The following is a 14843-nucleotide window of genomic DNA, read 5'->3' as shown; positions in this document are numbered from 1 at the left end:
AATCTATTATCAGTATTGTAATTAGTTATGCTAAATCATTTAGTACTTTAAAATACATTAGCATTATTTTTAATAAAAAAATTGAATTTAATACTATAAATAATAATGAATTAATTTTATTTAAATATGATTAGTGATGAAAGGGATATAAAAGTGAACTAAATTAAAGGCAAAAAATTTAAAGCAACTTTCAACTTAATACTATCTTTTGCAAATTTCATCAATTTTTATCATCAGAAGTTGAAAAAATATAGATGATGTAGAATTGTTTGGTTTAAATGTTGATGGCTAAAATTATTATGGTACTGAACTCAAAAATACATCTCTGCAAACCAACTATTCATTCAAAGACAGAATTAAAGTAGCACCGCTTAAGTAGCCCAATATTATGATAGCGATAAACTTGATTTTTTAAGTATCAATCATAAAATCAACATGACTTAGTATTATACAAACGCAGAAAAACAATTAGTTGAGTTTACACCAACATCGACTTTCTGGCTCAAAATGGGTCTGCTCAAAACTATATTTGGCCAATAAACTAGGTAACGATCTTGTTACAAGCACTAATGACAACGATGTAGTAACAGCGTTATTCAATACCAAAAATGCACTTGAAGGTAGTTCTTAACATTGAGGTATTTTCACTTTTTCCACTTATATCTATCTTTACTCTTTTTTTAACAAAAAGCTGAATTTACATTTTAAAACTAATTCGCTTGATTTTAGTTAAAAAATTCACGTTATTGATTAATAAATACACTATATATAGTGATAAACTGATTAATAGGCACTATATATTGTATATTTTGATAATTATCAATTATTATACCTTACGATAAATTTTACAATTTAAGTGGATAGAAAGAATGAATAAATCAATACTAGTAACCAAACGAGATGGAAATAAAGAACCAATCAATCTCGACAAAATTCATCGAGTCATCGCGTGGGCAGCCGAAGGGCTAGAAAATGTTTCCGTTTCTCAAGTTGAATTACGTTCTCATATCCAATTTTATGATGGAATTAGAACATCAGACATCCATGAAACAATTATACGTGCAGCCGCTGACCTGATTTCACAACAATCCCCTGATTACCAGTATTTAGCAGCACGCTTAGCGATTTTTCATTTACGTAAAAAAGCTTATAACCAATTTACACCGCCTGCACTTTACGAACACGTGAAAAAAATGGTTGGCAGTGAGCATTACGACAAGCATCTACTTGAAGATTATACGCAAGCGGAGTTTGAACAAATGGATAAGTTTGTTGACCACTGGCGTGATATGTCGTTTTCCTATGCAGCGGTTAAACAGCTTGAAGGTAAATATTTGGTTCAAAATCGCGTTACTGGAGAGATTTATGAAAGTGCGCAATTTTTATATATTTTAGTTGCGGCTTGTTTATTTGCCAATTATCCGAAAGAAACACGCCTTAACTATATTAAACGCTTTTATGATGCGGTATCTACCTTTAAAATTTCATTGCCAACACCAATTATGGCAGGGGTTCGTACACCTACTCGCCAATTTAGCTCTTGTGTATTAATTGAGTGTGATGATAGCCTAGATTCTATCAATGCAACGGCAAGCGCGATTGTTAAATATGTATCACAACGAGCTGGAATTGGCATAAATGCGGGGCGAATTCGTGCTTTAGGCAGTTCAATTCGTGGTGGTGAAGCTTTCCACACTGGTTGCATTCCATTTTATAAATATTTTCAAACTGCTGTTAAATCATGCTCACAAGGCGGGGTACGTGGTGGTGCAGCAACCATTTTTTACCCAATTTGGCATTTAGAAGTCGAAAGTTTACTGGTTTTACGTAATAATCGTGGTGTTGAAGAAAACCGTGTACGCCATTTAGATTATGGCGTACAAATCAACAAACTAATGTATCAACGGTTAATTAAAAATGAAAACATTACACTATTTAGTCCATCAGACGTACCAGGGCTTTATGATGCTTTCTTTGCCGATCAAGATAAATTTGAAACACTTTATCACCAATATGAACAAGATGTAAATATTCGTAAACGCGTGGTTAAATCCGTTGAACTCTTTGCATTACTAATGCAAGAACGCGCATCAACAGGACGAATTTATATTCAAAACGTTGATCATTGCAATACGCACAGCCCATTTAATGCTCAAGTAGCGCCAGTTCACCAATCTAATTTATGTATGGAAATTGCGCTACCAACTAAACCGCTTAATAATGTCAATGATGAAAAAGGTGAAATTGCACTTTGCACATTATCTGCCTTTAACCTTGGCAAAATTGAATCATTAGATGATTTTGAAGAACTTGCTGACTTAACAGTACGCGCGCTCGATTCACTACTAGATTACCAAAACTATCCAGTTCCTGCGGCGCGAAACTCTTCAATCAACCGTCGGACATTAGGAATTGGTGTAATTAACTATGCTTATTATTTAGCAAAACATGGGGTTAAATATTCCGATGGCAGCGCTAACAATTTAACTCATCGCACTTTTGAAGCCATGCAGTATTATTTGTTAAAAGCATCAAATAACCTTGCTAAAGAAAAGGGGACGTGCCCACTATTTAACGAAACAACTTATGCTCAAGGTATTTTACCAATAGATACTTACAAAAAAGATTTAGATACTATCACTAAAGAACCATTACACTATGATTGGGAATCACTACGAGAATCGATTAAAACTTATGGACTGCGTAATTCCACGTTATCAGCACTCATGCCATCTGAAACCTCGTCGCAAATTTCCAATGCAACAAATGGTATTGAACCACCACGTGGTTTTATAAGTGTGAAAGCCTCTAAAGATGGTATTTTAAAACAAGTGGTACCTGACTATAAAAATCTAAAAAACTTTTACGAACTACTTTGGCAACTCCCTAATAATACTGGATATTTACAATTAGTGGGGATCATGCAGAAATTTATAGATCAATCTATTTCGGCGAACACTAATTATGATCCAACCAAATTCCCGAATGATAAAGTTCCGATGAAACAATTATTAGCTGATTTACTCACGGCTTACAAATATGGTGTAAAAACCCTTTATTATCATAATACACGTGATGGCGCTGAAGATATTCAAGGCGATATTGAATTTAAAGCAAGTGATGATGGTTGTGAAGGCGGAGCGTGCAAAATCTAATTGCCTCATTCAGCACTAAAATAAAAGTATAGGATAACTGAGCGGTTATCCTATACTATTCCTATTTTTCTTTTTGTTTAAAGAAAAATTACCCAATTTCGTTAGGAGTTCGATTATGAGTATGAATTACAGCACCTTCTCACACGTCCACAATGATCAACTAAAAGAGCCAATGTTTCTTGGACAACCGGTAAATGTTGCTCGTTATGATCAACAAAAATACGAAATGTTTGAAAAATTAATTGAAAAACAACTGTCCTTTTTTTGGCGCCCTGAAGAAGTTGATATCTCTCAAGACCGAATTGATTATGCTGCATTACCAGAGCATGAAAAGCATATTTTTATTAGTAATTTAAAATATCAAACGTTGCTTGATTCCATTCAAGGACGTAGCCCGAATGTTGCATTATTACCACTTATTTCAATCCCAGAGCTTGAAACATGGGTTGAAACGTGGTCATTTTCAGAAACGATACATTCTCGATCATACACACATATTATTCGTAATATTGTTAACGATCCTTCTGTTGTTTTTGATGATATTGTCACGAATAAAGAAATTCAAAAACGCGCTGGTGATATTGCAGGTTATTATGACGATCTTATCAGCTATGCCAGCTATTACAATCTACTTGGCGAAGGTAAACACAATGTTAATGATAAAACCATCACCATTAGCTTACGAGAACTCAAAAAGAAATTATATCTTTGTTTAATGAGTGTAAATGCGCTTGAAGCCATCCGCTTTTATGTCAGTTTTGCTTGCTCATTTGCTTTTGCTGAACGTGAGCTAATGGAAGGCAACGCAAAAATTATCAAACTTATAGCACGTGACGAAGCCCTACATCTAACTGGCACACAATTTATGATCAACACATTGCGCAGTGGTGAAGATGATCCTGAAATGGCCGAAATTGCCAAAGAGTGCGAACAAGATTGTTATAACCTATTTTTACAAGCAGCTAACCAAGAAAAAGAATGGGCCGAATACCTGTTTGAGGGTGGTTCAATGATCGGTTTAAATAAAGATATCTTATGCCAATATGTCGAATATATCACTAATATTCGCATGCAAGCAGTGGGGCTAAAACTACCGTTTGATACTAAATCAAACCCCATTCCATGGATCAATAACTGGCTCGTATCTGATAATGTCCAAGTAGCTCCACAAGAAGCGGAAATGAGTTCTTATTTAGTTGGACAAATTGATTCTGAAATTAATGAAGATGATTTAAGTGATTTCAAATTATAATTTTTATACTAAATGGTATAGCCCCTAAAAGTTTTTTACAAAAGGAACAAATTATTGTTCCTTTTTTATAAATAATATCGGTCGCTAAAGATTTGATTACTTCCAACTGTCACTTGACAGACATTTAAAATCAGGTAACGATATAGCTATTGAATTGTCTTGATATTAATTATATAGCTATGACTAAAACACATTTGTGTTACCCTATCTCTCCTCTTAATTTTAGCGATGACCAAATAAATATCAGCTATCTAAAACAGCAGCTTGAAGCTTTTCAACAATGGTCTATGATTCAATTTGAGCAACAAGTTGATATTGATATATTAATATATTTACGTAGTCAATTTATTGATCGTTTACTTCAGCGTTTATGGTGTTTTTACCAAATTCCTAAATATGTCTCTTCTTTTTTTAAACGCAATCGCATCGCTTTGGTTGCCGTTGGGGGTTATGGTCGGGCTGAATTACATCCATTGTCAGATATTGATATTTTGATTCTAAGTGATTATCCATTGACTAAAGAGATTGAAAAACAGATCGGTGATTTGGTTCGCTTGTTATGGGATTTACATTTAGATATAGGTCACAGTGTTAGAACATTGAGAATTTGCTTGCAAGAAGCGAAAAATGATATCACCATAATGACTAATTTAATTGAATCAAGGCTTATTTCGGGCAATCAATTATTGTTAGATGAATTACACAAACAAATTTTTAGCGATAAGATATGGCCTTCTCGTGCTTTTTATCAAGCAAAAATTAAAGAACAACAAAATCGCCACCAGCAGTATCACAGTACCTCTTATAATCTAGAACCTGATTTGAAAAATAGCCCAGGCGGATTGCGCGATATGCAGATAATCCAATGGATCGCCATTCGCCATTTTGGGGGTGAATTTTTACAAAAAATGGCTGACTTCAATTATTTAACCCCTGAAGATATTGAAGACTTCAAAACTTGCCGTAAATTTTTATGGCGAATGCGTTTTGCCTTACACTGCGTGATCTCACGTTATGATAACCGCTTGCTTTTTGATAGACAGCTTAGCATTGCCAATATGCTAGGTTACAAAGGTGAAGGTAACACACCAGTAGAAAAAATGATGCACGACTACTACCGTGTCGCTCACAATATTACTGAACTCAATCAGATGTTATTACAACTGTTTTATGAATCGATACTTGAGCATAACCCAAAAAATAAACCTTATGATATTGATGAATATTTTCAAATTAGAGAAAACTTAATTGATATAAAAGAGGATAACCTCTTTAAAAAAGATCCTGTCATGATTATGCAGCTTTTTTATACCATTTTGCTTAATCCACAAATTACAGGGCTTTATTCAAACACCATTAGGCAGTTACGTTCGGCAAGAAGAAAATTAAAAGCTTTGCTATGTGAAGATCCTAAATCGCGGCAAATTTTTATGATGATCATCAAACACCCTAACGCAATAAAAAAAGCCATTTTACCCATGCATCAATATGGCATATTAGCCGCATATATTCCAGACTGGAAGCATATCGCTGGCATGATGCAATTTGATCTTTTTCATGCTTATACCGTTGATGAACATACCATTCGATTGCTAATTGAATTAGATAACCTAAAAACAGATAGCGGCAAACAAAAGCATCCTAATAGTTCGGCAGTATTTGCTAAATTATCCAAACCCGAACTACTTATTATCACAGGTCTATTTCATGATATAGGTAAAGGTCGACATGGTGATCATTCTGAAATAGGTGCACAGCTCGTTGAAAAATTTTGTCAATTACACCAGCTAGATGCCAAAGATACCGATTTAATTATTTGGTTAGTACGCTATCACTTACTGATGTCGGTAACCGCACAAAGTCGCGATTTGCAAGATCCCGCAGTGATTCGAGAGTTCATTCAACAAGTAAAAAGTAAGCGCCGCTTACAGTATTTGCTCTGTTTAACTATTGCCGATGTTTGTGCAACCAATGAAACGCTTTGGAATAGCTGGAAGCAAAGCCTAATGCGTGAGCTCTATTTTACCGCAATGCGATCTTTTGATTCAGGTATCCACCAAATTCCAGAGCAACGAAGTATTGCAAGGCAACACAAACAAGACGCACTCGCGACTTTACTCAAACAAAATTACGATGAATGGCAAATCAAGAATCTTTGGCAAGACTGTCGAGTTGACTACTTTCTGCGGTATACAACAGAACAAATTGTTATACATGTTCAAAATTTATTACATCATGATTTAACGCAAACCTTAGTGTTAATCAATCCAAATCCATATCATGGTGGCAGTGAGATTTTTATTTATTCGCCAGATAGGCCTTATCTATTTGCAACTGTTTGTAATACACTCAGTATGCATAATTTAACTATTCATGATGCACTCATTATTACCAATAAAAAAGGCTTTGCCCTTGATACATTTATTGTACTTGAACCAAATGGGCAAACAGTGCAAGAAGATCGGCATCAAGGTATTATCAAAGCTCTAGAAAAGGCACTACAACACCCCGTTTATCAAGGAGTGACAATTAAACCACCAAAGAAAAGATTGCAATCTTTTTCTGTACCAACACAAGTCAATTTTTTATCCGCTTTCAATGAAAGGCAAACTTATATGGAACTTATTGCCTTAGATATGCCTGGCTTACTTGCTTGTGTCGGCGAGATATTTGCTAATTTAGATTTATCATTACGGAGTGCTAAAATTGCCACTATTGGTGAACATATTGAAGATTTATTTATCTTAACAGATAAATACAACAATGCACTGGATGATACTACCTGTAATCAATTACGAGAATCAATCGTAACTACCATTGATTCAATGAACTAATTAATCAAATTAAAGACATCGCTTATGCAATTTTTTATTAATTTGTTTCCCATTTTTGCTATTTTTATTGTCGGGTTTATCGCACAAAAAGCCTTAAATTTTGATGTTGCTAATCTATCAAAAATGTCACTTTATGTACTTTCTCCATTTTTGGCATTTAAAACATTTTATACGCATACGTTAACGGCCGATTATTTATTTTATATCTGTTATATTTTTGGTCTCTGTTTTTCATTAGTCCTTATCATCTCCATTTGGTCTATGATGATGAAATATTCAACCAAAGAGCGCTGCGCTATGATTTTAAGTGCATGCTTTATGAATAATGGTAATTATGGTACCCCTGTACTTTTAGTCTTTTTTGGCGCCGTGGGATTTGACCTTGGCGTAATTATGATGGTGTTACAACAATTTGTAATGAGCACAGTCGGTATTTATTACGCTGCAAAGGGCAGTGCTCATAATGATATTGTTAGTCAAAAAGATGTTATTAATAAAGTTATTCGCATGCCAGTTGCTTATGGGGCATTGTTAGGTATTATTTTTCAGTTGTGCCATATTCCTTTATCTAAATCAATAATGACATCCATTGCTATGATTGGTGATTCTTCAATTGTTGTGATTATGATTATTTTGGGAATGCAACTAGCCAAAATAAAGATCAAACAACTTGATTACCCAAAATTGTTGTTTTCATTGCTAACCCGCATGGTTATTTCACCTTTGGTTGCATGTGGTATAGTTTATTTTATGCCTATTTTACCAATTTATAAGCAAGTATTAATTGTATTAGCTGCAATGCCAAGTGCTGCCAATACCACATTAATGTCTGTACAATTTGATACTCGCCCAGAACTGGTATCAAGCGCAACCTTAGTTAGCACATTATTAAGCTTAATCACTTTACCTATTGTACTAACACTTGTTGGCGCGCCAATACCTTTTTAAGCGCCGTTACCAATCTTTACCAAGCAAACTTAGTAAATCCAGCCTTTAAATAGTTTAAAAAAGCCTAAACGCGGTTTTAGACTAGTTAAAAGCATTATCAACAACCTACTTATTGTTTAATCAATAGAATAGCGGGCAATTATTCCTTACCTGTCCATTCTTTTTCGAATTGTTCGACAAACTGAACTAAAAATTGATGCCTTGGCTCAGCTAATTTTTTAGCTGTTTGGGTATTCATCATATCTTTAAGCAACAAAAGTTTTTCATAAAAGTGATTAATAACTGTATTAGATCTTTTATAATTATCTTCATCCAATACCATTCGGGGGGAAATATTTGGATCGTACATAATATTATGCTTATTACCACCATAATAAAAAGTGCGTCCAATGCCAATTGCACCCAATGCGTCTAAGCGATCGGCATCTTGTACAATTTGCCCTTCTAATGATAATGTTTTTTTCTGATTAAGATTTTTTCGATATGACATGTTTTCAATAATGTCAAAGATCATTTTAATTTCGTTATCGGTTAACGCCTGTAATATTAAATAATTACGCAACTCCATGATAGCTTGATTCATATTAGCAACCACTTTTTCATCAATCACGTCATGCAAATAAGCACTCACAATCACAATAAACGCATTCGCTTTTGGTTCATGCTGTAAAATCTGCTCGGTCAATCTCACCACTCGCTCAATATGCGCCATATCATGCCCCGAAAAGTCATTAGCTAATTTTTGTTTAACAAAAGCTTGTATGGCTTGAATCACGCCCTGTTTATATTTATTTGTTTTATTATTCATGATATTATAGCGACATTTTAATTTACACAGACCGTGCCATAACTCGTGTAACCCCAAGTACTAACCATTCCTATATTAGAGTGTACTTGAAGATTCATAAGGGGCTCGTAAGGAGGTTTATATGTGTTTTGCGTCCAATAAGCCCGATGACTTGCGAAATTACTACCAGGGTAGCCCACGTTAATGTTAGCAGAATCATGAGTTTCTCCCCATTCTGAAAATAGCCCTCCACCAATACGGCGTTGGTAGTTATTACCTTGACCCGCTAAGCCTTGATTCCAATAATGAGAATTAGCATTAGTCAGTTGATCAACTGTAGGTATTTGATAGCCTAACTGATTACAGTATTGTTCAGCCTGAGCATAACTATGACTAATATCATTATCATTCTTTCTTACGATAAACCATTTTTTAATGGTAAAACTATATACTTTATTCGTTTTGGCTTTATCGGAATATAAGATAAAGGTCGTCGGTACTGCGGTTGCTGCCTCGGCAGCGCTAGCCCCCTCTTTGGGTCCAACTAACCGAATCTTGGCAATGCTGCCATTGCCTGTTATATTTAAATCAATGCCCGATGTTGCTGGTGACTTGTCAAACGTCATCTCACTGCCTAAGCTATCAACCATATCCATGGTAAAAAATAGTCCATATGCCCCCATGGTTGGAAAGTTTGATGCAGGGTTATTCAGATCTTGACGTTTAAAGCCTTTTGCATCATCCCACTCGCTTGGCGGCCCTGAATAATTCGATCCACCCCAATTACCTTTATGACTATTACTCAGATAAAGGCTAGGTTTTACAGAATAAGTACAAGCGCCTTTAGGCGGATTTAGGTAATAAGTGGCGCTATTAGCCCCTATTGGAGTTGAATTTGGTTCGCCATAAGCCGTTGATAAGATACTATAATCACTTTGCATTGTTATACTATAGGGCGCATTGCAATCCTGAAAGGTATCATCTAATCCTATTTCAGTACCATTGGCATCTCGACCAGTAATGGTTAAATTCCCCGTTGCGGTAATATCACCATCGCCATCTTTATCCGCCCAAAAACCATTATTATTGAGCAAATCGGTCATTGAAATAGCACTTTGACCCGATGGAATAAGCGTTTTAATATCACTAAGTTTTATACCATCACGTGGCAATGATATCGGATTAGCTTTAGATGAGGGATTGTTTTTTGGGGTTAGCACTTTACCATCAGGTAGCTCGATATTTAAAAATCTATCCGTATCCCACGATTGAGTTTGCCCACCATCAAATGTTAAATAAGGCGCCGAACCTTGTATTGCTTTTGCAGTTTTTGCAGGTTCAACATTAGGTAACACAGCAAATAAAGAATAGCTAATCCCCATTAAACAACAAAAAGGTAAAATTGATTTAAAGGTGATTAGGTTATTTATGAATTTTAAATACAAATCACAAAGCAAGTACTGTTTATCCTCATAAAAAAACGAAAAAAGATAGTTTAACTGTCTAAATGGTTTTATTTTATTCTTTTTTATTAAAGCCAGTTGCTTTTTTGAGTTCATGTTACTATTCCTTTACATAGACATCCACATAAATACAAAACACGAGTATAATTATTTTTATAAAATATACCTCGCTGTTGCTGGTTTATTTAATTATTCATAACTGTATATCACTAATTTACACAAACTGTTCTTCCATACGTTCTAGTATCAGTGGCTCCATCCGTAGAATATACCACAAGGTTATAGAGGCGTTCGGCTTGATATGTATTTTGAGTCCAATAAGTATAATTGCTAGCCATATTGCTACCAGGATATCGGTAATCAGACACAGCCCCCCACTCAGCTAAAAGCCCACCACCAATACGACGTTGGTAGTTGTTACCTTGACCCGCTAAGCCTTGATTCCAATATCGGGAATTAGCATTAGTCAGTTGGTTAACGATAGGTACTTGATACCCTAACTGCTCGCAATATTGTTTAGCGTCAGCATACTGACTTACACCTGCATAATCTTTCCTTGCGATAAACCATTTTTGAATCGTAAAGCTGTATACTTTATTGGTTTTGGCGCTATCAGAATATAATATAAAAGTAGTGGGTACGGCTGTTGCTGCCTCGGTTGCGTTAGCACCATCTTTAGGACCGACTAATCGAATCTTAGCAATACTGCCATTGCCCGTTATATTTAAATCAATACCAGAAGTAGACGGCGATTTATCAAACGCCATTTCACTACCTAAGCTATCAATCATATCCATCTCAAAAAATAACCCATTCATTCCGGTTGTAGGGAAGTTTGATGCAGGGTTATTCAGATCTTGACGTTTAAAGCCTTTTGCATCATCCCACTCGCTTGGTGGCCCTGAATAATTCGACCCACCCCAATTACCTTTATGACTATTACTCAGATAAAGGCTAGGTTTTACAGAATAAGTACAAGCGCCTTTAGGCGGATTTAGATAATAAGTGGCGCGATTAGCCCCTATCGGAGTCGACTTTGGTTCGCCATAAGCTGTTGATAAAATGCTATTATCACTATGCATTGTTATACTATATGGCGCATAACAATCCTGAAAGGTATCATCTAATCCCATTTCAGTACCATTGGCATCTCGACCAGTAATGGTTAAATTCCCCGTTGCGGTAATATCACCATCGCCATCTTTATCCGCCCAAAAACCGTTATTATTCAGCAAATCGGTCATTGAAATAGCGTTTTGACCTAGCGGAATAAGTGTTTTAATATCGCGAAGTTTAATATTATCACTTAATAGTGATATCGGGTCAGCTTTAGATGAAGCATGATTTTTCTTTGTCAGCACACGCCCATCGGGTAATTCAATATCTAAAAATTTATCCGTATCCCAAGCTTTGGTTTGACCGCCATCAAAGGTTAAATAAGGCGCCGAACCTTGTATTGCTTTTGCAGTTTTTGCAGGTTCAACATTAGGTAACACAGCAAATAAAGAATAGCTAATCCCCATTAAACAACAAAAAGGTAAAATTGATTTAAAAGTGATCAGGTTATTTGTGAGTTTTAAATACAAATTATTACACCAATATATTCTAGTCTCATGAAAATGGATAAAATACCTCGATGCCCATTGTTTAAATAACAAATTTTTGTTTTTTTTATTACATTTTTTCTTATTTTTTATTGTGATATTATCGTTTTCCATATTCTTATTATGCAATTCATTGTTAGATTAAAAGAGTTATTTATTATCACAAATGGTTAATTATTTATCTACCCAGTGTAACATATAACTTTATTTTTAGTACAATATTTAAACATATTATACTGCTGCAAAATATGAAAACAAATAACGAATTACTTCAAAAGTGTATGTAATAACGTGATAATATAAAGTACAAGCTGTTTTTATCGCAACATAATCTTTTTTATACAAAGCAAACGCACCCTTTTAATAATAAAAAATCTAATAATTAATGTTTTTTTATATTTTTTTATTTTCTTTGGATTGTTTTCTCTAAAATGGAAAGGTAAAATGCACGAATCAAAATATTATCAAAGCAAATATTGGAGTTGAGTAAGTGAAAATATCAATGCGTAAAGTTTGCCTTGGCAGTTAATAGAATACTTCACCCGTTATCGCCAGTTTATAGCTCTACTATTTGGCCTATCTATTTTTTTTTATAGCACTGATTGTGTGTTGGCACTTACTTAAGGCAATCAATGTTAATGAGCTAAAAAGAGCTATTCATCACCTTTCTATGTCTACAATTTTATTTTCGTGTTTATCTGCTACGGATGGTCAGCTGCACGTTATACGGGCGTCAAATTGAAACCCGCAATATTGTACTGGGCGGAATTTGTGCCTCAGCTATCGGTAATGCAATCGGATTATCAGCATTATCGGGTGGCGTGATGCCGCCTTTATTTTAAACAAGGCTTAACCGCCATAGATGTGGCCAGAATGTCACTTTTTGTGACGTTATCATTAGGTTGTTCTTTATCTTTATTCGCAACAATTGCCGCATTAATCCACGCACAACAAACAATAATGCTAGCGCTTCATATATCAAAAAATGGTATATGGCTGACGGGCAGGGACTGTATTTTGTCTTTAAGCTTTACTGCTTGCTTTTTTGTATTACCATCAATTACCCAAAAAAAACTAATAAAGACACAAGGTTATTTCAACTATTTTGTTGGACAATTTGCTTACCTAATATACGATTTTGATGCAAAAGTACCACGAAACATGGGGAATAGCGAAGTTTATTCTTGCTGGATATTTATTCGGCGGGGGGATATTCTACCTGCTCTTTATAATCGCTTATCAACTGAAGATCAAAAAAGTGTTCAAGCACTTGTAATGATTGCATTTTCTAAAAATGCTAATTTTGAAATTGAAATCAGTGGTTGGCTTGGTCAATCGGGTCATGAAATGAAAACAGCTCCAGAAATCAATAACATCCCTGCCAGCAAACTATTTTGTATATATGGTGAAGAAGAAATAAATGATACTGGATGCTTACAACCAGAAATGAAAGGAGAAACATTTAGATTACCCAGTGGGCACCATTTCGATGAAAATTATGAACATTTGGGTAAAATTATCATGGATGCCATTGATAAAAGAATGTAGCCATTCGACTCATGATACCAAAATGTTTTAAAAAATGATCAAACAGGCGATAATGTGCCTGTTCATATTCAATTTAGCAAAAACGGCTTATTTTCTTTTTACGCTGATTTTGCCTTCTGATAATAACACGCCACAAAGCGTAAACAATGTCCCAATAGCGGCAATCCAAGTAAACGGCTCATGCAAAATCACAACAGCAGCGATAATAGTAAGAATCGGAACCAAATATAAATAAATACTAATTTTAACCGCACCCACTAATTTAACGGCATAATTCCAAGATGCAAAGCAAATAGCCGAGGCTCCAACACCCAAAAATAAAAAATTACAAAGATTAACAGTATTGGTAAAACGTGATAAATTCCATTGAAAATCAAAGAGTGGCAATACAGGAAGCATCAATATCAAACCATAAAAAAAGAATCGTCTTGTTAATAAAATTGTATTGTAACCATAATTACTACTCTTTTTTACTAAAATTGAATAACAAGCCCAAAACAAACACGCTAACATAACAAGCAAATCACCAAGGGGATTGAGCGAAAGCACAAACTGCCCATTAAAACTAATTAATGCAACACCAACAATTGCAAATAAACACCCCATATAAAAACGTTTAGGTGGTGTTTCGGTCTTCAAAAAGAATATCGATAATATTGCAGTAAATATTGGTGCTAAAGTGGTAATCACCCCAGCATTAGACGCCGTTGTGTAAGTTAATGCAATATTTTCACACAAAAAGTAACAAGTTACCCCACAAAGCCCTGCGCATAAAAACATAAACTCTTGCTTACTCCCCTGCCAAGCCAAAAAGTGTGGTGATAAGATCCAAAGGGTTAGATAGCCAAGCCCAAATCGAAAAAACAAGATCTCTACTGGTTTAAAATCTGTCAATAAAACTTTAGTTGCAATAAATGTTGTTCCCCAAAGAAACACTGTCATTAAGGCAATTAAGTGTCCTTGTGTCCTTTTTGAAAATAACATAATAATTCTCTCTGCTCACATAACGATTTCGCAACCAAAGTACAGCTCATTGCTCAATCTTTTATTAAAAATAGTAGTATTTAAAACAATTTATGAGAAAACGTTGATAACGAAAGAAAAGGCGCTATTTGAATAATGAAAATTTTAGCAATACTAGCTTTTTATACGCATTATTACAAATTATTTTAAACAAAATAAGCAAAAAAACTAAAGTAAGTAGTTATTAATAAATAAAAAAGAAAGGATTTTACAAAATATGCAAATGGAA

Annotated in this window: 10 protein-coding genes; 6 read left to right on the top strand and 4 right to left on the bottom strand. The window is 34.7% G+C overall.

Annotated features, from left to right (window positions below; genetic code table 11):
- The first annotated feature begins 869 nt into the window (after positions 1 to 869).
- The 4 genes from nrdA to A9G41_RS07270 all read left to right on the top strand — a co-directional run bounded on the left by nrdA (position 870) and on the right by A9G41_RS07270 (position 8189).
- The gene (gene nrdA / locus A9G41_RS07285) at positions 870 to 3155 is read left to right on the top strand and encodes a class 1a ribonucleoside-diphosphate reductase subunit alpha (RefSeq protein WP_075539499.1); all 2286 of its coding nucleotides are present in this window, start codon (positions 870 to 872) and stop codon (positions 3153 to 3155) included.
- A 121-nt stretch (positions 3156 to 3276) separates the two neighbouring features.
- Positions 3277 to 4407, top strand: a complete 1131-nt coding sequence (nrdB, locus tag A9G41_RS07280) for a class Ia ribonucleoside-diphosphate reductase subunit beta (protein WP_065581704.1) — start codon at positions 3277 to 3279, stop codon at positions 4405 to 4407.
- A gap of 179 nt (positions 4408 to 4586) precedes the next feature.
- Positions 4587 to 7241: a bifunctional uridylyltransferase/uridylyl-removing protein GlnD gene (gene glnD / locus A9G41_RS07275; protein WP_075539500.1), complete on the top strand. Its 2655-nt coding sequence runs from the start codon at positions 4587 to 4589 to the stop codon at positions 7239 to 7241.
- 24 nt (positions 7242 to 7265) lie between these two features.
- Entirely contained in the window at positions 7266 to 8189 is a 924-nt protein-coding gene (locus A9G41_RS07270) for an AEC family transporter (protein WP_075539498.1), read from the top strand.
- Positions 8190 to 8328: 139 nt separating this feature from the next.
- On the opposite strand, the gene A9G41_RS07265 is transcribed toward A9G41_RS07270, so the two are convergent.
- The 3 genes from A9G41_RS07265 to A9G41_RS07255 form a co-directional block, all read right to left on the bottom strand.
- Positions 8329 to 8997, bottom strand: a complete 669-nt coding sequence (locus A9G41_RS07265; protein ID WP_075539497.1) for an HD domain-containing protein — start codon at positions 8995 to 8997, stop codon at positions 8329 to 8331.
- A gap of 17 nt (positions 8998 to 9014) precedes the next feature.
- The gene (locus A9G41_RS07260) at positions 9015 to 10535 is read right to left on the bottom strand and encodes a hypothetical protein (protein WP_075539496.1); all 1521 of its coding nucleotides are present in this window, start codon (positions 10533 to 10535) and stop codon (positions 9015 to 9017) included.
- A gap of 113 nt (positions 10536 to 10648) precedes the next feature.
- Positions 10649 to 12025: a hypothetical protein gene (locus A9G41_RS07255; protein WP_075539495.1), complete on the bottom strand. Its 1377-nt coding sequence runs from the start codon at positions 12023 to 12025 to the stop codon at positions 10649 to 10651.
- Between the two features lie 725 nt (positions 12026 to 12750).
- On the opposite strand from A9G41_RS07255, the gene A9G41_RS14740 reads away from it, so the two are divergent.
- Positions 12751 to 12885, top strand: a complete 135-nt coding sequence (locus A9G41_RS14740) for a hypothetical protein (protein WP_257005401.1) — start codon at positions 12751 to 12753, stop codon at positions 12883 to 12885.
- Positions 12886 to 12916: 31 nt separating this feature from the next.
- On the top strand, positions 12917 to 13591 hold the full coding sequence (locus tag A9G41_RS07250) for an AcvB/VirJ family lysyl-phosphatidylglycerol hydrolase (RefSeq protein ID WP_075539494.1): 675 nt from the start codon (positions 12917 to 12919) through the stop codon (positions 13589 to 13591).
- 87 nt (positions 13592 to 13678) lie between these two features.
- On the opposite strand, the gene A9G41_RS07245 is transcribed toward A9G41_RS07250, so the two are convergent.
- Positions 13679 to 14575 carry a DMT family transporter gene (locus A9G41_RS07245; protein WP_075539493.1) on the bottom strand — a complete coding sequence of 299 codons (897 nt, stop codon included), beginning with the start codon at positions 14573 to 14575 and terminating at the stop codon, positions 13679 to 13681.
- Positions 14576 to 14843 lie beyond the last annotated feature (268 nt).

It is taken from the genome of Gilliamella sp. Nev5-1 (assembly GCF_001690895.1).
GTDB classification, from domain to species: Bacteria; Pseudomonadota; Gammaproteobacteria; order Enterobacterales; family Orbaceae; genus Gilliamella; species Gilliamella apicola_C.
This window is presented reverse-complemented; position numbering and strand designations above follow the sequence as displayed.